At 68.9% G+C, this 25092-nt stretch carries 24 protein-coding genes; 7 read left to right on the forward strand and 17 right to left on the reverse strand.

Annotation, left to right across the window (positions count from 1 at the left end):
* Window positions 1-264, forward strand: a 264-nt coding sequence (locus F563_RS0109820) for a transposase (protein ID WP_019014498.1), incomplete at its 5' end; no start/stop codon positions are given.
* Between the two features lie 463 nt (window positions 265-727).
* On the opposite strand, the gene rpiB is transcribed toward F563_RS0109820, so the two are convergent.
* The 5 genes from rpiB to F563_RS22165 are packed head-to-tail and all read right to left on the reverse strand — an operon-like array spanning window position 728 to window position 4949.
* The gene (rpiB, locus tag F563_RS0109830) at window positions 728-1177 is read right to left on the reverse strand and encodes a ribose 5-phosphate isomerase B (RefSeq protein WP_019014499.1); all 450 of its coding nucleotides are present in this window, start codon (window positions 1175-1177) and stop codon (window positions 728-730) included.
* Between the two features lie 16 nt (window positions 1178-1193).
* Window positions 1194-2468, reverse strand: coding sequence for a TRAP transporter large permease (locus F563_RS0109835; RefSeq protein WP_019014500.1), 1275 nt, complete (start codon window positions 2466-2468; stop codon window positions 1194-1196).
* 8 nt (window positions 2469-2476) lie between these two features.
* Window positions 2477-2953 carry a TRAP transporter small permease gene (locus tag F563_RS25110; RefSeq protein ID WP_019014501.1) on the reverse strand — a complete coding sequence of 159 codons (477 nt, stop codon included), beginning with the start codon at window positions 2951-2953 and terminating at the stop codon, window positions 2477-2479.
* 2 nt (window positions 2954-2955) lie between these two features.
* Window positions 2956-3963 (reverse strand): TRAP transporter substrate-binding protein, encoded by a 1008-nt coding sequence (locus tag F563_RS0109845; protein ID WP_019014502.1) that lies wholly within the window; start codon window positions 3961-3963, stop codon window positions 2956-2958.
* Window positions 3960-4949 carry a ribokinase gene (locus tag F563_RS22165; RefSeq protein ID WP_019014503.1) on the reverse strand — a complete coding sequence of 330 codons (990 nt, stop codon included), beginning with the start codon at window positions 4947-4949 and terminating at the stop codon, window positions 3960-3962. Before F563_RS22165 ends, F563_RS0109845 begins: the two co-directional genes overlap by 4 nt.
* 107 nt (window positions 4950-5056) lie before the next feature.
* Between F563_RS22165 and F563_RS22170 the strand changes: the two genes are divergently transcribed.
* Window positions 5057-6181 carry a LacI family DNA-binding transcriptional regulator gene (locus F563_RS22170; protein ID WP_019014504.1) on the forward strand — a complete coding sequence of 375 codons (1125 nt, stop codon included), beginning with the start codon at window positions 5057-5059 and terminating at the stop codon, window positions 6179-6181.
* 49 nt (window positions 6182-6230) lie between these two features.
* Here the strand turns inward: F563_RS22170 and F563_RS0109860 are convergent, their stop codons facing one another.
* The 3 genes from F563_RS0109860 to F563_RS0109870 all read right to left on the reverse strand — a co-directional run bounded on the left by F563_RS0109860 (window position 6231) and on the right by F563_RS0109870 (window position 9966).
* Window positions 6231-8078, reverse strand: coding sequence for a TRAP transporter permease (locus tag F563_RS0109860; protein ID WP_019014505.1), 1848 nt, complete (start codon window positions 8076-8078; stop codon window positions 6231-6233).
* Window positions 8079-8101: 23 nt separating this feature from the next.
* Window positions 8102-9043: a TAXI family TRAP transporter solute-binding subunit gene (locus F563_RS0109865; RefSeq protein WP_019014506.1), complete on the reverse strand. Its 942-nt coding sequence runs from the start codon at window positions 9041-9043 to the stop codon at window positions 8102-8104.
* Between the two features lie 77 nt (window positions 9044-9120).
* Window positions 9121-9966: an HTD2 family dehydratase gene (locus F563_RS0109870; RefSeq protein WP_019014507.1), complete on the reverse strand. Its 846-nt coding sequence runs from the start codon at window positions 9964-9966 to the stop codon at window positions 9121-9123.
* Window positions 9967-10033: 67 nt separating this feature from the next.
* Here F563_RS0109870 and F563_RS0109875 point away from each other — a divergent pair, with 67 nt between their 5' ends.
* Genes F563_RS0109875 through F563_RS0109890 form a run of 4 tightly spaced genes read left to right on the forward strand, consistent with a single transcriptional unit; the run spans window position 10034 to window position 13438 of the window.
* Window positions 10034-10777, forward strand: a complete 744-nt coding sequence (locus F563_RS0109875; RefSeq protein WP_019014508.1) for a class I SAM-dependent DNA methyltransferase — start codon at window positions 10034-10036, stop codon at window positions 10775-10777.
* 24 nt (window positions 10778-10801) lie between these two features.
* Window positions 10802-11785 (forward strand): glycosyltransferase family 2 protein, encoded by a 984-nt coding sequence (locus F563_RS0109880; RefSeq protein WP_019014509.1) that lies wholly within the window; start codon window positions 10802-10804, stop codon window positions 11783-11785.
* A complete protein-coding gene (locus F563_RS0109885; RefSeq protein ID WP_019014510.1) occupies window positions 11782-12117 on the forward strand; it encodes a DMT family transporter in 336 nt (111 codons plus the stop codon). The genes F563_RS0109880 and F563_RS0109885 overlap by 4 nt, the downstream gene beginning before the upstream one ends.
* A gap of 31 nt (window positions 12118-12148) precedes the next feature.
* The gene (locus F563_RS0109890) at window positions 12149-13438 is read left to right on the forward strand and encodes an ArgE/DapE family deacylase (protein WP_019014511.1); all 1290 of its coding nucleotides are present in this window, start codon (window positions 12149-12151) and stop codon (window positions 13436-13438) included.
* Here F563_RS0109890 and F563_RS0109895 read toward each other — a convergent pair.
* The 7 genes from F563_RS0109895 to F563_RS0109925 form a co-directional block, all read right to left on the reverse strand.
* Window positions 13435-14595 carry an aminotransferase class V-fold PLP-dependent enzyme gene (locus F563_RS0109895; RefSeq protein WP_019014512.1) on the reverse strand — a complete coding sequence of 387 codons (1161 nt, stop codon included), beginning with the start codon at window positions 14593-14595 and terminating at the stop codon, window positions 13435-13437. The two genes, F563_RS0109890 and F563_RS0109895, sit on opposite strands and share 4 nt — an antisense overlap.
* A complete protein-coding gene (locus tag F563_RS0109900; RefSeq protein ID WP_019014513.1) occupies window positions 14595-15563 on the reverse strand; it encodes an ABC transporter ATP-binding protein in 969 nt (322 codons plus the stop codon). The genes F563_RS0109895 and F563_RS0109900 overlap by 1 nt, the downstream gene beginning before the upstream one ends.
* Window positions 15560-16543 carry an ABC transporter ATP-binding protein gene (locus F563_RS0109905; RefSeq protein ID WP_019014514.1) on the reverse strand — a complete coding sequence of 328 codons (984 nt, stop codon included), beginning with the start codon at window positions 16541-16543 and terminating at the stop codon, window positions 15560-15562. Before F563_RS0109905 ends, F563_RS0109900 begins: the two co-directional genes overlap by 4 nt.
* Window positions 16544-17440, reverse strand: a complete 897-nt coding sequence (locus tag F563_RS0109910) for an ABC transporter permease (protein WP_019014515.1) — start codon at window positions 17438-17440, stop codon at window positions 16544-16546.
* Window positions 17440-18381, reverse strand: a complete 942-nt coding sequence (locus F563_RS0109915) for an ABC transporter permease (protein WP_019014516.1) — start codon at window positions 18379-18381, stop codon at window positions 17440-17442. The genes F563_RS0109910 and F563_RS0109915 overlap by 1 nt, the downstream gene beginning before the upstream one ends.
* A gap of 99 nt (window positions 18382-18480) precedes the next feature.
* On the reverse strand, window positions 18481-20085 hold the full coding sequence (locus tag F563_RS0109920) for an ABC transporter substrate-binding protein (RefSeq protein WP_026299480.1): 1605 nt from the start codon (window positions 20083-20085) through the stop codon (window positions 18481-18483).
* Between the two features lie 34 nt (window positions 20086-20119).
* Complete coding sequence (locus F563_RS0109925; protein WP_019014518.1) at window positions 20120-21589, reverse strand: M81 family metallopeptidase; 1470 nt, start codon at window positions 21587-21589, stop codon at window positions 20120-20122.
* Between the two features lie 128 nt (window positions 21590-21717).
* On the opposite strand from F563_RS0109925, the gene F563_RS0109930 reads away from it, so the two are divergent.
* Window positions 21718-22713, forward strand: a complete 996-nt coding sequence (locus F563_RS0109930) for a succinylglutamate desuccinylase/aspartoacylase domain-containing protein (protein WP_019014519.1) — start codon at window positions 21718-21720, stop codon at window positions 22711-22713.
* A gap of 3 nt (window positions 22714-22716) precedes the next feature.
* Here the strand turns inward: F563_RS0109930 and F563_RS0109935 are convergent, their stop codons facing one another.
* Both F563_RS0109935 and F563_RS0109940 read right to left on the reverse strand, forming a co-directional pair.
* On the reverse strand, window positions 22717-23865 hold the full coding sequence (locus F563_RS0109935; protein ID WP_019014520.1) for an acyl-CoA dehydrogenase family protein: 1149 nt from the start codon (window positions 23863-23865) through the stop codon (window positions 22717-22719).
* Window positions 23866-23875: 10 nt separating this feature from the next.
* Window positions 23876-25084 (reverse strand): acyl-CoA dehydrogenase family protein, encoded by a 1209-nt coding sequence (locus F563_RS0109940; protein ID WP_019014521.1) that lies wholly within the window; start codon window positions 25082-25084, stop codon window positions 23876-23878.
* Window positions 25085-25092: the final 8 nt, after the last annotated feature.

Raw genomic sequence — 25092 nt, forward strand, 5'->3', positions numbered from 1 at the left:
GTGCTCGACAATCTCGGCAGTCACAAGGGCGTCGCCGTCCGCCGCGCCATCCGCGCCACCGGCGCCCACCTGCTGTTCCTGCCGCCCTACAGCCCGGACCTGAACCCGATCGAGATGATGTTCGCCAAGCTCAAGACCCTGCTGCGAAAGGCCGACGAGCGATCCATCGCCACCGTATGGCACCGCATCGGCGCCCTGCTCGGCGAGTTCTCACCCACCGAATGCGCCAACTACTTCCGGCACGCAGGCTATGCTTCACCGTAAATGGATCAGGCTCTAGGCACGATTTTTTCATCCTCGAGGTGGTCACGGCCTGGATCGATCCTCCGCAACGCAACCCACGCACGATCCAGCACCGTGGCCATGGCCGCTTCGTTGTGGACGGCGAGACGATCCGGCTGAAGTCACGGATGCCCTGAGGCGCGCGTCTGTCTGCGCGAGCCGGCCCGGCAGTCCCCGCTGGGAGCCGTGCCGCATGCCACATGAAACCCACGCCGATCTTCCGCCGCGTGTCCGTCACGCCCTCCCTGAGCACGCGCAGGACATCGACCGCGCAGCGTTCAACACTGCCTGAATGAGGCGACGTGACACGGTCGACGAGGCCACGCTGCACCGCATCGCCTGGGCCGCGGTCAAGCGCAGCTCTGTCAAGGTGAACGGCGTCCGGCGCCGTCGAGCAGGATGATCGTCCTGTGCGCTAACTCCACGGCCGGTGGCGAATGCACGCTCAACCCGGCTCCGACTCGAACGCCGTCAGCTTTGCGACACGACGGCGATGATCGTCATTGGCGTCGAAGCGTGCCTCCAGGAACGACTTGACCAGATCGCGCGCGAGCCAGGGCCCGACGATCTGTGCGCCGATGCACATGACGTTGACGTCGTCATGCTCGACAGACTGGTGCGCCGAGTGCACGTCGTGACAGACCGCTGCCCGGATACCCTTTCGCTTGTTAGCCGCGATCGAGGCTCCGACCCCTGTGCCGCAGACCAGCATGCCACGCTCGGCCTTTCCGGAAACAACCCGATCACAGACAGCTCGGGCGATGTCCGGGAAATCGACCGGGTCCGCAGAATGCGTACCCAGATCCTCAACCTCGTGGCCAAGCGCACGGATCACCTCCAGCACCTGGGCCTTCATCGGGAAACCGGCATGGTCGCAGCCGAGAGCGATACGCATTCTTCGTTGTCCTCCTTCAGCGGATCAGGCGGGGAATGGCGAGCACCAGATCCTCCCACAGGGTGATCGTGGCGAGCGTGGCAAGCAGCGGCACATAGAAGGGCACCATCGCGCGCAACAGTACCTTCATGCTGATCTGGGCAATGTCGCAGATCAGGAACAGCGCCAACCCCATCGGCGGCGTCAGCAACCCGATCATCAGATTGAACACCACGAGCAGGCCAAGATGCACCGGATCTACACCGGCCGAGACCACCGGCGGGGCGATGATCGGCACGATCAGCAGTGTCGCCGTCGTGCTGTCGAGGAACATGCCGGCGATGAAGAAGATCACGTTCACCAGCAGCAGCAGCACCAGCCGATTGTCTGACAGTCCGGCGATCGCGGCGCCGAACGCCTGCGGGATCTCCTCGATCGCGAGGATCCAGCCGAACATCGCCGCCGCCGCGACGATCACCAGGATCGCCGAGGTGTTGCGCGCGGTCAGCAGTGCGGCCTGGAGCACGTGTCCGAGCGTCATCTCGCGGTAGAGCACGAACCCGATTGCGAGCACATAGATGGCGGCGGCCGCTGCAGCCTCGGTCGGCGTGAAGATTCCGCTCAGCATGCCGGCGATCAGGAAGACCGGCGCGAGCAGGGCGGGCAGCGCCGGACCGAGCGCGTTGATCACCTCGCGCGGCGTCGGCCAGCGATCGGCGCGCGGATAGTCGGCACGCAATGCGACGATCGCGGCCGTCACCATCAGCGCGGCGGCGCAGAGGATCGCCGGCAGGATCCCCGCCATCAGAAGCTGGATGATCGAGACCGAGGTGACCGAACCATAGACGATCAGCGGAATCGAGGGCGGGAAGATGGGGCCGATGATCGCGGAGGAAGCCGTGACCGCAGCCGCGAAGGGCGCATCGAAGCCGCGCTCGCGCATCGCCTTGATCTCGACGCGCCCGAGCCCGCCGACATCGGCGAGCGCCGCCCCGGAGATGCCGGAGAAGATCAGGCTCGCGAGGATGTTCACCTGCGCGAGACCGCCATGCAGGCGCCCCGCGAGCGTGCTCGCGAAGCGGAAGATGCGGTCGGTGATGCCGCTCAGGTTCATCAGATTGCCGACGAAGATAAACACCGGCACGGCAACGAGCGGGAAGCTGTCGAGCGCATAGACGACGCGGCTCGCGAGCAGCGTCGGCGGCAGGCCCTCGATCAGCACGTAGGCGATGCTCGGGATCAGCACCGCGTAGATGACCGGCACGCCCCAGATGAACAGGGCGGCGAAGCCGATGATGACAGCGAGGCCCAACGGTGTCTCTACAGCACGACGCTGCCACCGTCCTGCCCGCGGCGGAGACGGCGCAGATGCAGGAAGGCGGCGCCCGCGAAGCCGAAGGCCGCTGCGGCGAGATAGATCCAGAACGGAATGCGCAGTGTCGGCGTCATGTTGCGGGGATTGGCCGCGAGCGCCTCCCAGGTCGCCCAGACCATGATCAGGGCCGCTGCCGTGCAGGCGAGGCCGATCAGCAGGTCGGAGGCATGGCGGAGCCGGGGGGGCAGACCCGCCTTCAGCTCCGCCATCACGATGTTCTCGCCCGCCGACACGACCAGCGGATACGCGATCCAGACCATCAGGATCATGAGCATCCGCGTCACTTCCTCGAGCCCGACAATGGGCGCGAGAAAGATGTCGCGCAGCACGATCTGCGCAGCCAGGATCGCCACCAGGCCGAGCAGCAGTGTGACCGCCACGGCGCCGGTGGCGCCGAGCAGCAGGCGGGCGAGCACCTGCACCGTTACGACGCGGCCTGCACCTGGCCGATCCGCTCGATCAACGAGGTCCAGTTCGGATAGTCGCGGCGGATCTGCGCCTGCACCGCGGTCCGGAAGGCCGCGTTGTCCAGCCCCTCGGCTTCGGTGATCACGGTCATCCCGCGCTGCTTGAGCACCTGCACCAGCTCCGCGTCCGCCGCCTCGGCCCAGGCGAGCGACTCGTTCGCCTTCTCGGCAAGCGCGGCACTGATCGCGTGGCGCTCGTCCGCGGGCAGGCGCTGCCAGGCGCGGTCGTTCGCGAACACGGCCAGGACCGACAGCATGTGTCCCGTGAGTGAAACGTGCGACTGCACCTCGAACAGCTTGTTCGCGTTGATCATGGTGAGCGGGTTCTCCTGCCCGACCACCACGCCGGTCATCAGCGCGGTCGGCAGCTCCGACACCTCGACCGGCGTCGGCACGGCACCGAAGCCGCGCACCATCGACACCCAAAGATCGACCGGCACGGCGCGGAACGGCCGGTTGCGCAGATCCTCGGGCTTGCGGACCGCGAAGCGCGCGGTGATATGGCGCGGTCCACGATAGATGCGGCCGACGATGCGGATGCCGGCCGCAGCGACCAGCTTGTCGTTCAGCTCCTTGGCGACCGGCGAGCGCTCCGGGTCGGTCGCGGCGAGCGCATGCCGGCCATCGCGATACACATAGGGGGCGTTGAACACGCCGAGCTCGGGCACGTACTTCGTCAAGGACGCGAAATCATGGTGCGCCATCTGGATCGCGCCGGTCTGCACGCCATCCACCATCTCCGAGACGCCGCCGAGCTGGCTGTTGCCGAACACGCGGATATCCGTGCGGCCATTGCTCTTCTGCCTGGCCAGGGCCGCGAACTCCTCGGCGAACCGGGTCTGCACGTCACCCGGCGCGCCGACATGGGCATAGCGCAGCGTGGCTGCGCGCGCGTCGCGCGCGATGAAGGGCAACGTCGCGGCCGCAGCGGCGGTCGCGAGCATCGTGCGTCGGGTCACGATCATGGTCTGGTTTCCTCTGCTTGACGTGAGTCCGCCCGGTCCCGGCGGGCCAAGCCGGCCGCGATCTCCGCGCGGTCCGGCAGGGACGGCACCGCACCGCGGCGCCCGCAGGCAAGCGATCCGGCAACGACGCCGGCGGTCAGCGCCCCGGCGAGTTCGGCGCCGAGCGCGAGATGAGCCGCGACCGCGCCGACAAAGGCATCACCCGCCCCAGTCGTGTCGACGACGGCCACCCGCGGCGCCGGTACGTGCAGACCCTCCGGCGCTTCCGGCGCGGCCAGGAAGGCACCCTCCGCGCCCACCGTCACGACCGCGGCCGCGCCGCCGGCAAGACGCCCGCGCAGGGCCCTGCTCAGCCGCGCTCCACCCGCCTCCGCCGGCAGGCCTGTGACCGTCGCTGCTTCACCTTCATTGGCGACGACGAGATCGGCGAGGTCGAACAGTTCAGCGGGGATTGCCTTGCTCGCCGGCGCGATGTTGAGCAGGGTGCGCGCGCCCTCGGTGCGGGCTCGCTCGAACGCGGCGAGCGTTGCTTCGATCGGGGTCTCAAGCTGCGCGAGGACCAGCGCTGCATCGGCAAAGATGCCGGCAGCTTCGGCCTCGGCGATCAGGGTGCGGTCGAGGAGCGCATTCGCGCCCGCGACGACGACGATCTGGTTCTCGCCGGCCGCGTCCACCTCGATGATGGCGGTGCCTGTCGGCTCTCCGACCCGGCGGACCGCGCGGGCGTCGATCCCTTCCTGGGCCCACAGCGCGAGCGCAGTCGCGCCGGGTTCGTCGGCGCCGATGGCGGCGACGATCGCCACGGGGGCACCGCACCGCGCGGCCTGGACGGCCTGGTTGCTCCCCTTGCCCCCATGCGCCGTCAGCAGTCCGTGCGCGAGTACGGTCTCGCCTGGGGCCGGGAAACGATCGAGCCGGACGACGATGTCGCGATTGTAGGACCCGATGACGACAATCCTGCCGCGGCGGCGACCGCTGGCGGTCATGCATTCCTCCCCTGCCCAGCGGTGACGCGTTGCTGGACGACCTTTGCACACGTGTGCAAAGCTTTCATCGATTGACCTCCGCCGTCAAGTCGGTGTCAGGAGGATGCGTGGACGACGAGATCGTGGAGCCGGGCACCGGCGGGCGCCGGTGGGTGACCTCGGCCGATGTCGCGCGCGAGGCCGGGGTCTCGCGCGCCGCTGTCAGCCGTGCCTTCACGCCGGGCGCCTCGGTCGCACCTGAGACACGCCGACGCATCCTGGCTGCCGCCGACGCGGTCGGATATCGCCCCAACGCGATCGCCCGCAGTCTCAATACGCGCCGCTCGGGCATCATCGGCGTCGTCATCACCGAGATCGCCAACCCGTTCTACGCGCGCCTGCTGGAGGCGCTCGGCATCGCGCTGCAGGAGCGCGGTCTGATGCCGCTCGTCTCGGTCGCGCCCGATCCAGAGGCGACGGACGAGCTGCTCGTACGGCTCCTGTCCTATCAGGTCGATGGCGTCGTGGTCGCTTCGGCGACCCTCTCATCCGGTATCGCCGCGCGCTGCGCGGCGGCGCGCACGCCGATCGTGCTGGTCGACCGGCGCGCGGGAGAGCACGGGCGCGAGGCTGCACTCGTCGGTGCGGACAACGTGGGCGGCGGACACCTGGTCGCCGACCTGCTGGCCGCGGCGGGCCATCGCCGCCATGCCTTCCTGGCCGGCATCGAGGCGACGTCCACCAGCACCGAGCGTGAACGCGGGTTCGTCTCCGGCCTCGCCGCGCACGGGCTGACCTTGACCGCGCGCGAGGTGGGCCGGTTCAGCTATGTCGGCGGGCGGGACGCCGCGCTTCGCCTGCTGGGGCGGGCCGACCGCCCCGATGCCGTGTTCTGCGCCAATGACGAGATGGCGCTCGGGCTGATGGATGCGGCGCGCGCCACCTTCGGCCTGCGTATTCCGCAGGACCTCTCGGTGGTGGGCTTCGACGATACGCCCTCGGCCGCCCTCGCCTCCTACAGGCTGACGACCGTGGCGCAGGACGTCACTGAGCTCGCGGAGGCGGCCGTCACCGCCGTCCAGGAGCACACCGGATCTGTGGCCGCCAGCGCACGATACCGCCTGATCCCATGCCGCTTGGTGCTGCGGGAGTCGGCACGCCTGCCGCCCCCTCCGGCATCCACGCTCCACGACCCGAACGCGATGACAACAGCGGCTGTACCGCCATCAGGACGGATGCCGGCAGCAGGGTGATCACGGGGAGCGGATCCGTGACCCGGCTCCTGAGCGGGGTCGATCTCCTTCAGTCCGCCGCCACCTCGGCCCGCGCCCGGCGCCGCGACGCCAGCTGCAGCAGCACCACCAGCCCGACGAGCGCCGCACCGATCGTGTCCGTCATCCAGCCCGGCTGGATCAACGTCACGGCCGCACCCACCATCAGCGCACGTTCAAGCCAGGTGGCGCGCGTCAGCAGATAGCCATGCAGCCCCGCCGCCAGCAGCAGACACCCGGCCGTGGCCGTGAATGACGCATGCGCGACGTCGATCCAGTCGCCGATCAGCAACAGCGACGGCGAGTACACGAACATGAAGGGCACGATGAATCCGGCCGCGCCCATCTTCACCGCCGCGATGCCCGACTGCCACTGATCGCTCTTCGCCAGTCCGGCCGCGGCGAACACCGCCAGGGCCACCGGCGGGGTGATCGCCGACAGGATCGCGAAGTAGAACGCGAACAAGTGCGCCGCGGGCGGCACCACGCCCAGACGGATCAACGCCGGCACCAGCAACGCCACCATCACGATATAGGCCGGCGTGGTCGGCATCCCCATGCCCAGGATGATGCCGGCGATCATCGTCAGCACCAGCGCGAGCATCAGGCTGTTCTGCGCCGCCGCCAGCACGAACTGCGTGAAGATGATGCCCAGGCCCGAAATGGTGATCACCGCGATCACGATGCCCGCGCAGGCGCACGCCATGGCGACCGCCAGCGCCCCCTTGGCGCCGTCCACCATCGCACCCCAGAGGTTGCTCAGCGTCACCGTGTCGCGCGAGTTCGCGCGCAACGCCGCGACCGGAAAACAGGCGAGCGTCCCCGCCAGCGCCGACAGGGGCGCGGAGTAGCCCGAGAACAGTCCGCCCAGGATGATGAAGATGGGAATGAACAGATGGCCGCTGCTGCCCAGCACGACCGCCAGGCGCGGCACCTCGTCACCCGACAGGCCCCGCAGCCCTGTCCGCTTCGCCTCGAAATGCACCGCCCCGAACGCCGCCACATAGAAGAGCAGTGCCGGCAGCAACGCCCAGGTGATCACCTCCAGATACTGAACCTGCAGGAACTCGGCCATCACGAACGCGGCCGCGCCCATGATCGGCGGCATGATCTGACCGCCGGTGCTCGCCACCGCCTCCACGGCAGCGGCGAACTGGGGCCGGAACCCGGTGCGCTTCATCAGCGGGATCGTCACCTGGCCCGTGACCATCACATTCGCCACGGCGGAGCCGGAGACGGAGCCGAACAGGCTCGACGAGATCACCGCCACCTTGCCCGGCCCGCCCGCCGCGCGGCCGGTCAGCGCCAGCGCGAACTCCATGAACAGACGCCCGACACCGGATCGTTCCATGAACGCGCCGAACAACACGAACACAACCACGAACCCGGCCGAAACACCGAGCGTCGAACCGAAGATGCCCTCGGTCGTCAGGTAGAGCTGGTCGATCAGGATGGGCAGCGGCTGCTCCAGCACGGTCGCGCCGAGCAGCAGGAAGACGAACGCCGTCAGCGGCAGTGCCAGACCGATGACACGGCGTGCCGCCTCCATCACCAGCACGACGCACATCCAGCCCCAGAACGTGTCCTGGGGCGTCGGATCGTCGATATAGATGATGCGATAGACGACGTATTCGTAGTTGATGAACAGGTGCGCGACCGAGCCGACGGCCAGGACGAGCAGGATCCAGTCCTCGAGCCCGGGAGTGTCGCGCTTGCGCGTCGGGTGTGTGAGGAACACCAGCGCAAAGGCGAAGATCAGGTGCGTGCCGCGAAAGAACACCGCCTCCGGCGGGCCGAAGGCGGTGGTCCACATGTGATACAGCGACATCGCCACCGCGACGACGGCGGTCAGCAGGCCGACGCCGCGGGCGTATGTCATCGGATCAGACCTTCATCCGAGAGTCAGAGCGCGCCGGCCTCGCGGTAGAAGCGCTGCGCGCCCGGGTGCAGCGGCACGCCGATGTCCATCGCCATCGTCTTCGGGGTCAGACCGCGAATGCCGCCGAATACCGCGGCCATGCCCTCCACGTTCTCGGCCATCGACTTGACCATCGTGTGGATCATCGCCTCAGGCAGCTCGCAGGACGCGATGATGTGCGTGAAGTAGCCCGGCACGGTGACAGTCTGGGTCTGCTTCGGATACGTCCCCGCCGGGATCGGCACGCCGACGAAGCCCGGGTTGAGCTTGCGCAGGCCCTCGATGTAGGGCGCCAGATCCATGACGTGGATATCGCGGGCCGAGGCGAGGTCCATCACCGAACTCGCCGGGATCGCGGTCCCCAGCGTGAACACCTGCGCATTGCCGTCGCGCATCAGCCCGACCGCGTCGGTGTAGGACGCCTGGAAGTTCGCGCGGATGTCGTTGTAGGTCATCCCCGCGACCTGGAGAATCTGTGCCGTCACCACCTCGGCCGTGTTGCCGCGCGGCTGCAGCGCGACCTGCCGGCCGCGCAGGTCCTCGATGCGGCGGATGCCGGAATCGGCCAGCGCGATCACCTGGAAGTATTGCGGGTAGAGGGTCGCCAGATTGCACACCTTGGTCACCTGGCGCGGGAACGGCGGAGCCCCGGCGAGGCCATCCACGGTCGTGATCGAGTTGCCGAAGCCGAGCTGCGCACGGCCCTCGTCGATGCCGCGCACATTCGCAACACCGGCGCCGGGCACGGCCTGCACCGACACGCCCGGGATCGCGGTCTCCCACATGTTCTTGAGGGCACCGCCCAGCGGCACCCACACGCCGCCCTGCGGGCCGGTCATGAAGCGCAGCGTCTGGGCATCAGCCTGCGTCAGCGGCGCGGCCATCAGAAGCGCGGCCAACGCGGTCGTCTTCAGTCCCAGCCTCATCGTGTCCTCCCTCGGAAACCGGCTTGATTGCGGCCTCGGGCCGCCTGCCGCCATTGATACGAAGTGCGGCACCGGGGTCAAGCCGCGACACTGGCCTCCGCCTGCATCGTGACGTATCCATCGGCGTCGCGCACCGAGAGCTGCGCCATCCCGCCGTTCTCCACGCCCGCCACCGTAAAGGGGGCGAGGTCGAACAAGGGTCGCACGCCGCGATAGGCGATCCGTGCCAGGCGCTGGCCCGGCCGGGCGCGGAGAAGCAGCCCCGCCATCAGCGTCGCCTGGAGCGGGCCGTGCACGATCAGCCCGGGATAACCCTCAACCTCGGTGACGTAGCGCCGGTCATAGTGGATGCGATGCCCGTTGCCGGTCAGCGCCGAGTAGCGGAACAGCATCACCGGATCGGGGACCACGGTCTCGGTGAATGCGCCTTCCGGCAGCGGCGGCGGGGGTTCGGCCACCTTCACCGCAGCCCCCTCCAGCCCGCGATAGACGATGTCCTGTTCCTCCTCGATCGCGACGCCGCGAGGGCCCGACACGACATGGCGGACGGTGACGAACACGAGCGCGCCGGTCGAGCCGGTCTTCTCGCGGATCGTCGCGATCGTGCTCTGGCGCGTGATCGCGTCACCGGCGAACAGCGGGCCGCGGAACATCACGCGTCCACCGGCCCACATGCGCCGCGGCAAGTGGTGCACCGGCGGCAAGAACCCCCCCCGCTTCGGGTGTCCGTCCGGCCCGAGCCCCGACTGCGGCACCCAGTGCTGGAAGAACATCCAGTGCCAGAGCGGGGGCAGCTCGCCCTCGGGCGCGAGCGCGTCGAGGGGCCGGTCGAGCGTGGCGGCGAACCCCGTGAGCCGCAGCCGGTCGATCCCGTCCTCCGCCGTCTCGGTCCGTCCCACCCAGGCCTGGTAGTCCTCGCCCATCGCGCCCTCCCTTGCCAGCGCCGAGGCGGTAGCGCGACAAGGCGTCCTCGGCCAGGGGGTACGCCGCATGGAGCCCGACGAATACGACCGGATGGATCGCGTCGAGGACGCGATGTGGTGGTATCGCGCGCTGCATCGCCGGGTGATCGAGGCGCTGCGCCGCGAGCCCGGCGATCCGTCCCTGCCCCTGCTCGACGCGGGCTGTGGTACCGGCGGCCTGCTGCGGCGCCTCGCCGAGACGTTCCCCGACCGTGCCCTGGCCGGGGTGGATGTCGCCGAGGCCGCGGTGCAGCGAGCGCGGCGCAAGGTGCCGGGGGCCGCGCTCGCGGTCGGCTCGATCGCCGCCCTGCCCTTCCCCGACGCCCGGTTCGGCGCAGTGGTGTCCTGCGATGTGCTCTGCCACCGCCTGGTGGACGAGGCGGCGGCCCTCGCCGAGCTTCGCCGCGTGCTGGCCCCGGGCGGCGTGCTGGTGCTGAACCTGCCGGCGCACCAGTGGCTGCACTCGGCGCATGACCGGCGCGTGCACAACGCGCGCCGCTACAACCGGGCGGGCCTCCGCCAGGCGCTCGAAACTGCCGGTTTTCTGCCGGTTTCCCTCCGGTTCTGGAACTCCTTGCTGCTGCCGCTGATGGTGGTCCAGCGAAGGGTGCTGGGGCGGTTCCGCGCCGAGGACGCCTCCGACGTCGCCGCGTTTTCGCCACCGATCGATGCCATCTTCCGCGCCGTTACGGACACGGAAGCGGCGCTGGCCCGCATCGGCCTGCGCTTCCCGGCCGGGGGCTCGCTCCTCGCCGTCGCGCGCCGTGCCTGACAGAACCTGCCGGGACCACCCACGATGTTGCAGATCACGCCCCCAGGGCCCCTCGCGCCGGAGACCGGACCGGCGCTGTCGGTCGTCATCCCGGTCTACAACGGTGCCGCCACCATCGGCGAACTCGTCCACGCCCTCGCCGGGCTCGATGTGCCGGGCGGGCTCGAGATCGTGCTGGTGAACGACGGCAGCCCCGATCACAGCGACGCGGTCTGCCGCCGCCTGGTCGGCACGGTGGATGTGCCCATCACCTATGTCGAGCACGCGCGCAACTACGGCGAGCACAACGCGGTGATGACCGGGCTCCGCCACGCGCGCGGCGACTACGCCATCACCATGGACGACGACCTCCAGAACCCGCCCGAGGAGGTACTGCGGCTGTTCCTGCACTGTCGCGACGGCAACTACGACGTCGTCTACACCCGCTACGCCGAGAAGCAGCACGCGGCCTGGCGCAACCTGGGCAGCCGCTTCGCCAACCGGGTCGCCGACATGCTGATCGACAAGCCGAAGGGGCTCTATCTCTCCTCGTTCCGGTGCATGAGCCGGCTCGTGATCGATGGCGTGACGCGCTACGAGGGACCGTTCCCTTATGTCGACGGGCTGATCATGCAGGTGACGCAGCGGATCGGCACGCTGGAGGTGCGGCACCTGCCGCGCGCGCAGGGGCGGTCGAACTACACGTTGAAGCGGCTGGTCAATCTTTGGCTGAACCTCGCCTTCAACTTCTCGCTGCTGCCCTTGCGCCTTGCCGTTCTCCTGGGGCTGACCATGGGCCTGATCGGCGGCATCGGCGCACTCTACGTGATCGGCCACGCGCTGTTCGGCAGCCCGCCGGAGGGCTGGGCCAGCACCATGGTTGTGGTTCTGCTGCTTTCGGCCGCGCAGTTCGTGATCCTCGGCATCGTCGGCGAGTATCTCGGCCGGACGTTCCAGACCGGCAATCGCAAGCCGCAGGGGATCGTGCGCAGCGTGCTGCGCGCCAGCGTGGCGGAACGCGTGCAGTGACGCTGCACTGGGCGTCGCTTGGCGCGGCGCTGGTCGCGGGCGTGATCGGGCAGTTGCTGCTGAAGGCGGGCGCCACCGGCCCGGGCGACTTCGTGGTCCAGCTGCTGCGCCCGGCGACCATCGTGGGGCTCGGCTTCTACGGCCTTGCAGCGATGCTCTACATCGTCGCACTCCGGGGCATCCCCGTCTCGGTCGCGTTCCCCGCCGCAGCGACGCAGTACGTGATCGTCGCGATGGTGGGCTGGTTCGTCTATGCCGAACCGGCCGGGCTGCAACAGATCGGCGGGCTGGCGCTGATCGTCATCGGCGTGCTGATGCTGGCGACGGCTTGACCCGCGTTGCCGCGCGGGCCAGCGTCCGCGCATGCCCGACACCGACACGCTCGCCCGCCTCTCCGCCGCGGTGAACGCGAGTTTCGACCGTCAGGTCGCGTTCCTCGCCGACATCGTCCGCTTCCCGTCGCTGCGCGGCGCAGAAGCGCCGTTGCAGGACTGGCTCTCACGCGCGTTCCGCGACCGCGGCTATGCGGTGGATCGCTTCACCCTCGCCGACGTGCCGCTCGACGCACACCCGAAGGCGAGCCCGATGGTCGATGTCGATCCGGCGGGCTCCGTTCAGGTCGTGGCGGCGCATCGGCCAGCAGCACCCTCCGGCCGCAGCCTGATCCTGCAAGGCCATATCGACGTCGTGCCCGAAGGGCCGACGGAGATGTGGACGCATCCACCCTATGCCGCGGTGATCCGAGACGGCTGGATGTATGGTCGCGGTGCGCACGACATGAAGGCCGGGGTCGCCTGCATGGTGTTCGCGATGGATGCGATCCGCGCCGCCGGCTTCGCGCCCGCCGCCGATGTCTATCTCCAGACCGTCACCGAGGAGGAGAGCACCGGCAACGGCGCGCTCGCGACCTTGCTGCGCGGCTACCGTGCGGACGCGGCCCTGATCCCCGAACCGACCGGACACGCCATCACGCGCAGCCACACCGGCACGCTCTGGTTCCGGCTGAAGGTGCGCGGCGCGCCGGTGCATGTCGCGGTGGCGCAGGACGGGTCGAATGCGATCATGTCCGCGATGCATCTGGTGAACGCGCTCTATGCGCACACCCGCGCACTGAACGCGGCGGCGAAGGCGGATCGCTGGTATGGCGGGATCACCGATCCGATCAAGTTCAACCCCGGCATCATTCGCGGCGGCGACTGGGCCTCGTCCACCCCCGCCTGGTGCGAGGTGGATTGCCGCATCGGGCTCCTGCCCGGCACCGAGGTCGCGGACGCGATGGCGGGCGTGGAGCGCGCGGTGCGCGAGGCAACCGCCGGCGATGCGTTCCTCGCCAACAACCCGCCCGAGCTCGTCTGGCATGGGTTCCAGGCCGACGGCTACGTGCTCGAACCCGGCAGCGAGGCCGAGGCCGTGCTTGCCTCCGCGCATGCCCAGGTGCACGGCGGGGCGATGCCGGAGCGCCGCTCGACCGCGGTGAACGACACCCGCTTCTACGGGCTCTATTTCGGCATCCCGGCCCTCTGCTACGGGCCGAAGGGCGAGGGCGCGCACGCCTTCGACGAGCGCACCTCGATCGAGGATCTGCGACGCTGCACGCTGACGATCGCGGCCTTCATCGCGGACTGGTGCGGGCTGACGCCCCGCGCGGCCTAATCCAGCACGGCGCGCATCGCCGCGATCAGCGCGGGATCATCCTCTGGTCGCAACGCCTGCGGATCGACGAGCAGCACCCCCTCGCCCGCGCGCCGCTCGCCGACATGCACCGCCGGATCGCCGGCGCGCAGCCGTGCGGCAAGCCCTGGCGCATCCGCCACATGCAGCGCGAGCTGCGGCGCGCGCCCGGTCGTCGCGGCATCGAGCAGGGTGCTCCGCACCGGCAGCGCCGCGGCGATCACTCGCAGCCGCGCCTCCAGTGCCGCCTGCTCGGCTAGCTCCTCGCGCGCCAGGAAACGACGCAGCGCCACGAGCAGGCCAACGATCTCCTCCTTCCCCGCCTTGAAGCCGCGCCCGAGCCCGTGATGCGGCACGCCGGCGATCTGCACACCGAGCGGCGCGCGCCAGGTCGCGACCGGCACATCCATGTCGAGCATCTGCATCAAGGCCGAGGCGATCAGCGTGCGCCTCCCGGCGAGGATGCCAGAGGATTGCGGCCCACCGATCGCCTTGCCGCCCGAGAAGGCGACGAGATCGGCGCCATCGGCAATGAAACGGCGCAGATTCGAAGCCGGCGGCAGTTGCGCTGCCGCGTCGACGATCACCGGCAGGTCATGCGCATGCGCGGTGCGCGCGATCAGCGGCAGATCGGGTGCGCTCCACGGCGTCGCAGCGACGAAGACCGCGGCCGTGCGCGGGCCGATCGCCGCCTCGATCTCCCACGCCTCGACGCCGCGGATGCCGGCGCCGGTGCCGCGATCGTTGTGACCGAAATCGACGAGGCGCGCGCCGGCAACCGCAAGTGCGCGCGTGTAGGCGCTGCGGTGCGTTCGGTGCACCAGGATCTCAGTGCGTCCGTCCTCGATCCGCGGCAAAGCGGCCATGCGTGCCGGATCGAGCCCGGCGAGTGCGGCGGCCGCCGCGAGCGTCAGCCCGGCAGCCGCCCCCGTAGTGACGAGCCCAGCCTCGGCGCCGGTCGCGGCGGCGATCTCGGCGGAAGCCCGTTCCTGCAGAGCCGCCATATCGAGTGAGGCCCGCGCGGCCGCGGCCATCGCCGCGATCACCTCCTCGGCCATCGGTGCGCCGCCAAGCCGTGTCAGGGTGCCGGCGGCGTTGATCACGCGCGCGAGCCCGAGTTCAGCCAGGACGCCCCCCATCACGCGTCGAGCAGATGACAAGCGGCGCGTCGGCCGGGCGTGACCTCGCGCAGCATCGGCGTCTCCTGGCGGCAGCGCTCCATCACGAACGGACAGCGCGTGTGGAAGCGGCAGCCCGAGGGGGGATTCAGCGGAGACGGCACGTCACCTTCCAGCACGAGCGTATCCCGTTTCGCGCGCGGATCGGGGATCGGAGCGGCGGCGACCAGTGCCCGCGTGTAGGGGTGCTTCGGCTCGTCCAGCACCACCTGCTTCGGACCGATCTCGACGATCTCGCCGAGATACATCACCGCGATGCGATGGCCGATATGCTCGACGACCGCCAGATCATGGCTGACGAACAGATAGGCGAGGCCGAACTCCTCCTGCAGGTCCATCATCAGGTTCAGCACCTGCGCCTGCACCGAGACGTCGAGTGCGGAGACCGGCTCATCGGCGACGATCAGCTTGGGATTGAGCGCGAGCGCACGCGCAAGCCCGATGCGCTGGCGCTGCCCGCCCGAGAACTCGAACGGATAGCGTCCCACGCCCTCCGGCCGCAGCCCGACCTTCGCGAGCAGCCCGGCGACGCGCTCCTCCAGCGCTTTACCCGAGAGGCCCTCGTAGTTCTCAAGCGGCTCGCCGACGATCTGCCCGACCTTCAGCCGCGGATTGAGCGAGGCGTAAGGATCCTGGAACACCATCTGCACGCGCTTGCGGAATGGCGCGAAGGCGCGTTCGTCGAGCGCAGTGACGTCGGTGCCGTCAAGCCGGATCGTGCCGCCGGTCGGCTCGTCGAGGCGCAGCACCAAACGGGCGACCGTCGACTTGCCGCAGCCGGACTCGCCCACCAGGCAGAGCGTCTCGCCGGGCTCGATCGCGAAGGACACGCCGTCCACCGCCCGCACCCAGGCGACCGGGCGACGCAGCACGCCGCGCAGGATCGGGAAATGCTTGACGAGGCCGTCGACGGCGAGCACGGCACTCATGCGCGCCCCGCCTCCCAGCAGGCGGCGAAGTGGCCGCTGCCCTGGTCTTCCAGCGGTGGAGCCGCCTCGCGGCAGCGGTCGGTGGCGAGCGGGCAACGCGGCGCGAAGGCGCAGCCGGGTATCGGCGTGCGCAGGTCGGGCACGATGCCCGGGATCTCGGCGAGACGGCGCGCGCGGTTGTGCTTCAGGCGCGGGATCGAGGCCATCAGCCCGCGCGTGTAGGGGTGCAGCGGTGCATCGAACAGGGCCGTTACCTCCGCCTGCTCGACCACGCGGCCGGCATACATCACCACCACCCGCTTCGCGGTCTCGGCGATCACGCCGAGATCATGCGTGATCAGGATGACCGCCGAGCCGATGCGCTCCTTCAACTCCAGCATCAGCCGCAGGATCTGCTTCTGCACCGTGACATCGAGCGCGGTGGTCGGCTCATCCGCGAGCAGCAGCTTCGGATTGCACGACAGCGCCATCGCGATCATCACGCGCTGGCGCATGCCGCCCGAGAACTGGTGGGGGTAGTCGCCGACACGGCGTTCGGCATCCGGGATACGCACCAGCTTCAGCATCTCGACCGCGCGGGCGAGCGCGTCCTTCTGGCTTGCCCCCTGGTGGATACGCACGGCCTCTGCGATCTGCTCACCAATCGTCAGCACCGGATTCAGGCTGGTCATCGGCTCCTGGAAGATCATCGCGATCCGGTTGCCGCGGATCTCGCGCATCGCCGGCTCATCGAGCGGGACGAGATCGGTTCCCTCGAAGATCACCTTGCCGCCGACAATGCGTGAAAGCTTGGGCGGCAGCAGGCGCAGGATCGACAGTGCTGTGACCGATTTGCCGCAGCCGGATTCACCGACGATGCCGAGTGTTTCGCCCGGTTCGAGCGCGAAGGACACGCCATCGACCGCGCGCGTCACCCCGTCCTGGGTGAAGAAATGCGTGCGCAGGTCCTGGACCTCGAGAATCGGCGCAGTCGCGTCCATCTACATCCGCCGCGCGAGCCGTGGGTCGAGTCGATCGCGCAAGCCGTCGCCCAGCAGGTTGATCGACAGCACGACGAGGGCGAGACAGGCACCGGGGGCGAAGATCGTCCAGGGGGCGCGCGCGAGGAACAGCCGCGACTGCGCGATCATGTTGCCCCAGGTCGGAATCTCGGGCGGCACGCCCGCGCCGAGGAAGGACAGTCCCGCCTCCACCAGGATCGCCGAGGCGCAGAGATAGGTGGCCTGCACGATCAGCGGCCCCACCGTGGAGGGCAGGATGTGGCGCAGGATGATCTTCTGCGATGGCGAGCCGACCGAGATCGCGGCGTCGATATAGGGCCGTTCGCGTACGGTCAGGACGACCGAGCGCACGAGACGCACCACGCGCGGGATGTCCGGTACCGTGATCGCGACGATGACAATGGCGATACCCCCGCCCGTCAGCGCCACAAGTGCGATGGCGAGCAGGATCGAGGGGATCGCCATCAGCGCGTCCATCACGCGCATCACGATCGCATCGACCACGCGGAAATATCCGGCTGCCAGGCCGATCGCGAGGCCGATCAGCGTCGCCAGGATCGAGACCGTGATGCCGACCACGAGCGAGATGCGCGTACCGTGCACCGTGCGGGCGTAGATGTCGCGCCCGAGATTGTCGGTGCCGAAACGGTCGATCTTGCCGGCGGCGAAGAAGTCGGCGAAGGAGGGCGGCTTCAGCCGGTCCACGGGCGAGACGGTGAACGGATCGCCCGAGATCCAGGGCGCGAAAACAGCGACGAACACCATCACCAGCAGCATCGCTCCGCCGATCACGATGGTCGGGTTGCGGCGCGCGAAGCGCACGAACCCGCCGCGGGTGGAAATCAGTGGCGTCACGACGGTGGCCGCGGTTGCCATCAGTAGCGAACCCGCGGATCGAACAGCGTGTAGGAGAGATCCACGGCGAGATTCACCAGCACATAGATCGCCGAGAACACCAGCATGACGCCCTGGATGATCGGATAGTCGCGCCGCGTGATCGCATCCACCACCAGTCGGCCGACGCCGGGGATGTTGAAGACAGTCTCTGTAATCACCACGCCGCTGATCAGCAGGGCGACGCCGATGCCGACCACGGTCACGATCGGCACGGCCGCGTTCTTCAGCGCGTGTTTGAACAGCATGGGCCGCGTCGCGACTCCCTTCGCCTGGGCAGTGCGGATGTAGTCCTCTGCCAGGATTTCCAGCATGGTGGTGCGCGTGATGCGGGCGATCAGCGCGAGATAGGCGAGGCCGAGCGCGATCGAGGGCAGGATCAGACGCTCCAGCCAGGGCCAGAACCCTTCGGCGATCGGACGGTAGCCCTGCACCGGCAGCCAGCGGAGTTCGATCGCGAACAGATAGACCAGCAGGTAGCCGACCACGAACACCGGCAGCGAGAACCCGGCGACCGCGAGTCCCATCACCGAGCGGTCGATGCCCGAGCCCGCCTTCCACGCCGCGAGCACGCCGAGTCCGATCGCGATCGTCACCGCGAAGATCAGGGTCGTGATCGCGAGCGAGATCGTGGGTTCCGCGCGTTGCAGGATCAGTTCGGCGACACCGCGGTTCCAGAACAACGACTGGCCGAGATCCCCCTGGAGCACGCGCCAGATCCAGATCGCAAACTGCTCCCAAAGCGGCCGGTCGAGCCCGAGCGTCGCGCGGATCGCGGCGATCTGGTCCGAGGTCGCGTTGTCGCCGGCGATCACCGAGGCCGGGTCGCCCGGCGCGAGATGCACGAGCAGGAACACGATGACCGCGACCAGCAGCATGACCGGAATGGTCGCGATGAGACGGCGAATGATATAGGCAATCATCGCGTGTATCTGGACCTGGCTACGCCCTCCCCCGCCCCTCTCCCCCATGCGGGGGAGAGGAACGGGGAAGAGGGGTACCGCGCCGCAATGTCCGCGGCGTCACGTCTTGCGGACGTTCCAGAACGGAACCACGCCCGGACTGTTGATCCAGCCCGTGACGTTGCGCCGATGCGCGATCGGCGTCCTCCATTGGCCATAATACACATGCGGCACGAAGTTCCAGGCGTTCTCCTGAAGCCGCTGCGTGACCTTCTGGCGCGTCTCCAGGTCCGGCGCCTGCACCCACTCGTTACGCAGCCGCTCGTGAAGCTCGTCGGAGGGCCAGCCGAACCAGCCGCGCTCGCCGGTCGCCGCGTGCGCCGCGGCCCAGATCGGGTTGGACGACGAAAGCCCGTCGGCCGAGGTGATGAAGATGTTCCACCCGCCCTGATCGGGCGGCGCCTTCACCGCACGCCGCTGCACCACACCCGACCAGTCCATCGGCACCATCTGGATGTTGAAGCCGACCGCGCGCAGCTCCTGCGCGAGGATCTGCGCCGAGTTGGTCATGTAGAGGATGTTGGTCGCCTGGAGCAGCGTGACCGGCTCGCCGTTGTAGCCGCTCTCGCGCAGAAGCTGACGCGCCCGCTCGCGGTTCGGGCCGCGCTGGAACCACTCCGTGTTCGCGTTGCTCTCGTAGGGCGTGCCGCAGGTCAGGAAGGAGCCGCACTTCATGTAGAACCGCGGATCGACGAAGGTCGCCTTCAGATGCGCCTCCTGATCGACCGCCCACAGCACGGCCTGGCGCGCCTTCACGTTGTTGAACGGCGGGTGGAGGAAGTTGAGCCGGATCCAGCCCACATTGCCGAGCGGGTTGCGGTCCATCAGCGCGATGTCCCGATCGGCCTCCAGCGCGGGAACGGCATCGATCGGCGGCTGCTCGACATAATCCACCTCGCCCGCCTGCAAGGCGGCGATCGCGGTCTGCACGTCGGGCATGTTCTGGAAAATGACGCGCTCGACATGCACGACCTTGCCGCCGGCGATCCAGGAGGGCGGCTCGCTGCGCGGCTGGTAGTTGGGGTTGCGGTCATAGACGTACTGGCTGCCGGGCCGCGTCTCGCGCTCGTTCATGATGAACGGTCCCGAGCCGACGATGGTCTCGATCTTCTGCATGGGATCGGTCATCGCCTCGCGCTCGCGCATCATGAAGCAGATCGGCGTCGAGGTCTTGGCCATCGCGTCGGCGACCAGCCCGTAAGGCTCCTTCAGCCGCATCACGATCGTCTTCGCATCGCGCGCGGAGATGTCCTGCACGCGCTCCATCATGTGCTGGCCCGCACCGTCGCGCGCGGCCCAGCGGCGGAGCGAGGCCACGCAGTCGCGGGCGGTGACGTCGGTGCCGTCGGTCCACTTCAGCCCGTCGCGCAGCTCCATGGTCAGGGTGAGCTTGTCGTCCGACAGCCCGTGTCGGCCCACCATCTGCGGTTGCGGCTGGACATTCTCGTCGATGCCGAACAGCGTGTCGTAGACCATGTTGCCGTGGTAGGCAGCCATATTGGCCGTGGTCCAGATCGGGTCGAAGGTCGGCACGTCGCCGTGCATCACCGCGCGTACGGTGCGCGCGGCCGGCGGACGCGGCTGGCTCCGGACGATCCCGGGTGCCGCCAGCAGCGCCGACCCGGCCACCCCGGCCCCGAGCACCTGACGTCGTGTCGTCTTCATCATCGCTCTCCCTGCCTTTGCTCCGCTACCCGGCTCAGTGGATCAGGCCGGGCGTGGTCTTCTCATCCAGCGGCCAGATCGGCCGCTCGATCCGAGTATACGGCACCTTGCGGTAGTCTCGCGCCAGCGGCCCGTCGCTGTCCACATAGATCACCTTGGCGGCGATCGGGCCGAAGGCGGCGCGGAAATGGTTGGTGGACTTCACGACCACCAGCTTCCTGGCGGTCGGCTCGATGCCGAGGTTGCGGAACAGCTCGAGCCCGAGCGCCTGGGTTCGGTTGCTGATCAGCACCACGTCGATCCCCCCCACCCGGATCGCCGCCGTATCGCCGAGCGGCACCCGCGTGGGGCCGAAGCTCTGCCAGCAGTCGCGCGCGAGCTTCGTCACCTCGACCACCGCATCCACGGGGGGGCCGGAGGCCGGGCCGATCTTGCCGCCGAAGCGCAGCGGGATGCGCGCGCCCTCGCCCGCATCCGTGCAGAGCCGCACCGCGATCGGGTCCCAGATCGGGCCGAGGGCCGCGTCCTTCACGTCGCGCGCGATCATCGCCCGCAGGATCGTGGTGTTGTCGGACGGCGCGCCGCCGCCCGCGTTGTCGGCCGGATCGGCCATCACCACGGGCGCGCCGTTGAACTCGACGGCGAAGGTGATGCCGTCCTCGACCGAGAGATAGGGCGGCGCGGTCTTGCCGCGCATCGCGACGAATTCCTCGCCGATCGCGGTCGCGACCGCGTCGGCCTTCGCCTTCGCCCCATCCGTGATCACCAGCACCCGGCCGGTCAGCTCGGGCACGTCGGCGTAGGGGAAGCAGTGGCCGAGCGAAATCGAGAGGATGCCGTCCTTGCCCTCCATCGCGCTCACCTTGTCGACGAAGGCGCGCATCAGCGGTTCGGTCGTCGGGTAGCTGCCGATCTGGCGGCAGTCGTAGAGCGACATCACCGGCCTGATCTCCTTGCGGATGGTCCGCAGAACCAGGGTCAGCACCTCCTCCGCGCGCTCGACCACGTCCGTGTGCGGAAACTCCTTGTAGAGGATGATGATGTCCGCTCCGGCGACCCTCTTCTTCGTCAGGTGACAGTGGGGATCGAGTTCGACGCCGATCACGCAGTCCTTGCCGACGATCGCACGCACGCGCTCGATGATGTCGCCTTCGACGTCGTCATAGCCGTGCGCGACCATCGCGCCGTGCAGCCCGAGCAGCACGCCGTCGAGCGGCATTGCCGCCTTCACCTGGTCGAGGATCTCGTCACGCATGAACTCGTAGTCGGCGCGGTTGGTCGTCCCGGCGGGCGAGGCGGCGAAGCACGACCCCTCGATCAGCGTGAAGCCTTCCGCGGCCGCCCGCTTCCGGGCCACGAACAGCGGCGCAGTGCACATCAGGGGCGTGTCGGCTGGATGCTCGCCGGGACGGAGGAACACGCCCTCCTTGTAGGCCGCCAGGCTCGTGGGCAGGGGCGAGAAGGTGTTGGTTTCGGTGGCCAGTGTCGCGGCAAACAGACGCACGTTATCCCTCCGGTTCGTTGGCGTGAGTGAAGCACGGGCGCGCGCGCGCGCAAAGACCGTTTCAGGGGCTTGTCTGGATTCTTACGCCGCCGGATGCTCAGCGCCGCAACGACACCGACGAGGACGGCATGGACCGGCAGACGCGCATCTTCACCAATGTCGAGTACGACCGGGACGGCAAGCAGGTGGACTATCTCTATCTGCCGCATTCGGTCACGCGCAGCGCCTATGGCGCGATCGCCATCCCGATCGCGGTGATCCGCAACGGCGCGGGCCCCACGGCCTTCTTCATGGCGGGAAACCATGGCGACGAGTACGAGGGCCAGGTCGCGCTGTGCAACCTGGTTCGTGAGATGAAACCGGAGCGCATCAAGGGGCGAATCATTATCGTCCCGGCAGCGAATCTTCCAGCCGCGATGGCCGGCACGCGGGTGAGCCCGATCGACGACGGCAACCTGAACCGCAGCTTCCCGGGCGACCCCGAGGGGACGGTGACCAAGCAGATCGCGTTCTACATCGACAGCGAGCTGTTCACCCGTGCCGACCTGTTCCACGACTTCCACTCGGGCGGAGGGTCCCTGGCCTATGTGCCCTTCGCCTCGACTCATCACGGCCCCGATCCGGCAATCAACGCCCGCGGGCTTGCCGCGCTGCGCGCATTCGGCGCGCCGACCTCGCTCGTCTGGCGCCACGGGGCGGACCCGCGCTACTCACCGGCGGCGGCGATGCGGCGCGGCGTGGTGGCGCTTGGCGGTGAGTTCGGCGGGGGCGGCTCGCTCAGCCGCATCGGGCTTGCCATGGTCGAGGCCGGGATCGAGCGGCATCTGCGTGCGCTCGGCATCCTGCCTGGTGCCGTGGAGGCGCCGCCGACGCGGATGCTGGAGGTGCCGTCGCGCAACTGCTTCGTCTATGCGCCGCATCCGGGGGTGTTCGAGCCGGCCACCGATCTCGGCGACGTCGTTGCGGACGGCGATCTGTGCGGGCGCGTGCATTTCGTCGACGATCCCGCCCGGCCGCCGGCGGAGGTGCGGTTCGGCCATGGCGGAATCGTGGTGTGTCAGCGCCATCCGGCGCGCGTCGAACGCGGCGACTGCGTGGCGCACACGGCGGTCGAGGTCAGATAGCCGTTACGCGGCGATCAGCCCGCCGGTATCCGCAAGCCGGCGCAGGTGGAACTCGGCATTGCCGAACATCGCCTCGATCGCCCCGAGCCGGGCCATGCAGTGCGCCACCGCGTATTCCATGGTGATGCCGATGCCGCCATGGAGCTGCACCGTCTCCTCGGCGACGAACTTGGCCGCCCGGCCGATCTGCGCCTTCACCGCCGACATCGCCCGGGATCGCTCCGCCGCGTCCGGTTCGTCGAGCGACATCGCCGCGTACATTGCCATGCTGCGCGACTGCTCGATCGCCATCATGATGTCGGCGGCCCTGTGCTGGAGCACCTGGAAACTGCCGATCGGCACCCCGAACTGCTTGCGCATCTTCAGGTAGTCGAGCGTGAGCTTCTGCGCTGCGGTCATCACGCCGACCGCCTCGGCGGCGAGCGCAGCGATCGCCTCGTCCACCACGCGCTCGATCAGCGGCAGACCGTCGCCCGGATCGCCAAGCACGTCCTCGGCCGCGACCCGCACGCCCGACAGCGTCACCTCGGCGGCGCGACGCCCATCATTGGTGCGGTGGCCGCGCCGCGTCAGCCCGGCGGTCGTGGCGTCCACCAGGAAGACGCCGATGCCCGTGCAATCGCGCCGGTCGCCGCTGGTGCGCGCCGTGACGACCAGCCTGTCCGCCGCATCGCCGTGCAGCACCACGACCTTGCGCCCCTCCAGCACCCAGCCGTCGCCGTCGCGCTTTGCCGTGGTAGCGACATCGTGCAGGTCCCAGCGCGACTGCGCCTCGGTCTGCGCGAAGGCGAGCAGCAGCGTTCCATCCGCGATCGAGGGAACGAGCGAAGCGCGACGATCCGCCGACGCACCGTGGCGCAGGAACCCGCCGCCCAGCACCACGGTCGCGAACCAGGGCTCCAGCGTCAGCGCCTCGCCGAGCGCCTCGGCGACCAGCATGGTCTCGACCGCGCCGCCGCCGAAGCCGCCTTCCGCCTCGGCGAAGGGCAGGCCGAGAATGCCGAGTTCGGCATAGGCCGCCCACATCGCCCGGCTCCATCCGTCGGGGTCGCGCGCATAGGCCTTGCGCTGCTCGAAGCCGTAGCGGTCGGCGAGCAGGCGCGTCAGGCTCGCGCGCAGCAGGCGCTGTTCCTCGCTCAGATCGAAATCCACGTCTCTCTCCTCAGAGGCCCAGGAATGCCTTGGCCATGATGTTGCGCTGGATCTCGTTGGTGCCGCCGTAGATCGAAAGCTTGCGCCAGTTCATCCAGATCGGCTGCGCCATCGCCGCCCAGTCGGGCACGATCTCGGGCTCGTTCGCGCCCTCCGGCGCCTCCTCCATCGGCGCGGCGATGCCATACGGCCCGGCCGCCTCGACCATCAGAGCGCTGATCGACTGGAGAATCTCCGACCCCTTCACCTTCAGCAACGACGAGGCCGGATCGGGCTTTCTTGCGCCGAGCGCCTTCTGCTCGGCCGCCACCACGCGCATCGTGGTGATCTCCAGCGCCTTCAGCTCGACCTCGACCGCGGCGAGGCGTTCGCGGAAGCGGATATCCTCGATCAGCGGCCGTCCGCCTGCCGGCGTCTCGGAGGCGATGCGCTTCAGACGCCGGATACGCTCCTTCGACATCCCCACACGCGCCTGTCCTGTGCGCTCGTTGGAGAGCAGGAACTTCGCACAGTCCCAGCCGCGCCGCTCGTCGCCGACCATGTTCTCGACCGGCACTTTCACGTCGTCGAAGAACACCTCGTTGATCTCGTGTTCACCGTCGATCGTGACGATGGGGCGCACGGTGATGCCCGGGCTCTTCATGTCGATCAGCAGGAAGCCGATGCCCTCCTGCTTCTTCGGCGCGGCCGGGTCGGTGCGCACCAGCGCGAAGATCCAGTCCGCCCAGTGCGCGAGCGTGGTCCAGGTCTTCTGCCCGTTGACGATGTAGTGGTCGTCAACGCGCCTGGCCGAGGTCTTGAGCGAGGCAAGGTCCGAGCCGGCGCCGGGCTCGCTGAAGCCCTGGCACCACCATTCGGCGCCGCTGCGGATACCGGGCAGGAAGCGCCTCTTCTGCGCCTCCGAACCGAAGGCGATGATCACGGGCCCGACCATCATGGTGCCGAACTGTTGCGGCTGCGGCGCCGGCGCCTGCTGCAGCTCCTCGCGGAAGATGTAGCGCTGCACCGGCGTCCAGCCGGGTCCGCCATGTTCCTTCGCCCAGTCGGGCACCGACCAGCCCTGCTCGTAGAGCCTGCCGTGCCACCAACCCCACTGCTGCTTGGTCGGCGTGCGGCCCGACGCCATGCGCGCGCGGGTCTCGTCCGGCAGGGTGCGGTCGATGAAGTCGCGCACTTCGGTGCGGAAGGCGCGTTCCTCGGCGGTGAAGCGCAGATCCATCCTCGTCC

Origin of the sequence: Elioraea tepidiphila DSM 17972 (assembly GCF_000378465.1) — a bacterium.
GTDB lineage: Bacteria > Pseudomonadota > Alphaproteobacteria > Acetobacterales > Acetobacteraceae > Elioraea > Elioraea tepidiphila.

What these genes read in the sequence shown, in the direction of transcription:
- F563_RS0109875 (WP_019014508.1), top strand. Translation starts at nt 10,034, where the DNA reads ATGGAGCCCGACGAATACGACCGGATGGATCGCGTCGAGGACGCGATG.
- F563_RS0109905 (WP_019014514.1), bottom strand. Translation starts at nt 16,543, where the DNA reads ATGGACGCGACTGCGCCGATTCTCGAGGTCCAGGACCTGCGCACGCAT.
- F563_RS0109895 (WP_019014512.1), bottom strand. Translation starts at nt 14,595, where the DNA reads ATGGGGGGCGTCCTGGCTGAACTCGGGCTCGCGCGCGTGATCAACGCC.
- rpiB (WP_019014499.1), bottom strand. Translation starts at nt 1,177, where the DNA reads ATGCGTATCGCTCTCGGCTGCGACCATGCCGGTTTCCCGATGAAGGCC.
- F563_RS0109865 (WP_019014506.1), bottom strand. Translation starts at nt 9,043, where the DNA reads ATGAGGCTGGGACTGAAGACGACCGCGTTGGCCGCGCTTCTGATGGCC.
- F563_RS0109890 (WP_019014511.1), top strand. Translation starts at nt 12,149, where the DNA reads ATGCCCGACACCGACACGCTCGCCCGCCTCTCCGCCGCGGTGAACGCG.
- F563_RS0109880 (WP_019014509.1), top strand. Translation starts at nt 10,802, where the DNA reads ATGTTGCAGATCACGCCCCCAGGGCCCCTCGCGCCGGAGACCGGACCG.
- F563_RS0109860 (WP_019014505.1), bottom strand. Translation starts at nt 8,078, where the DNA reads ATGACATACGCCCGCGGCGTCGGCCTGCTGACCGCCGTCGTCGCGGTG.
- F563_RS0109930 (WP_019014519.1), top strand. Translation starts at nt 21,718, where the DNA reads ATGGACCGGCAGACGCGCATCTTCACCAATGTCGAGTACGACCGGGAC.
- F563_RS0109900 (WP_019014513.1), bottom strand. Translation starts at nt 15,563, where the DNA reads ATGAGTGCCGTGCTCGCCGTCGACGGCCTCGTCAAGCATTTCCCGATC.
- F563_RS0109845 (WP_019014502.1), bottom strand. Translation starts at nt 3,963, where the DNA reads ATGATCGTGACCCGACGCACGATGCTCGCGACCGCCGCTGCGGCCGCG.
- F563_RS0109870 (WP_019014507.1), bottom strand. Translation starts at nt 9,966, where the DNA reads ATGGGCGAGGACTACCAGGCCTGGGTGGGACGGACCGAGACGGCGGAG.
- F563_RS22165 (WP_019014503.1), bottom strand. Translation starts at nt 4,949, where the DNA reads ATGACCGCCAGCGGTCGCCGCCGCGGCAGGATTGTCGTCATCGGGTCC.
- F563_RS0109940 (WP_019014521.1), bottom strand. Translation starts at nt 25,084, where the DNA reads ATGGATCTGCGCTTCACCGCCGAGGAACGCGCCTTCCGCACCGAAGTG.
- F563_RS0109915 (WP_019014516.1), bottom strand. Translation starts at nt 18,381, where the DNA reads ATGATTGCCTATATCATTCGCCGTCTCATCGCGACCATTCCGGTCATG.
- F563_RS0109910 (WP_019014515.1), bottom strand. Translation starts at nt 17,440, where the DNA reads ATGGCAACCGCGGCCACCGTCGTGACGCCACTGATTTCCACCCGCGGC.
- F563_RS0109920 (WP_026299480.1), bottom strand. Translation starts at nt 20,085, where the DNA reads ATGAAGACGACACGACGTCAGGTGCTCGGGGCCGGGGTGGCCGGGTCG.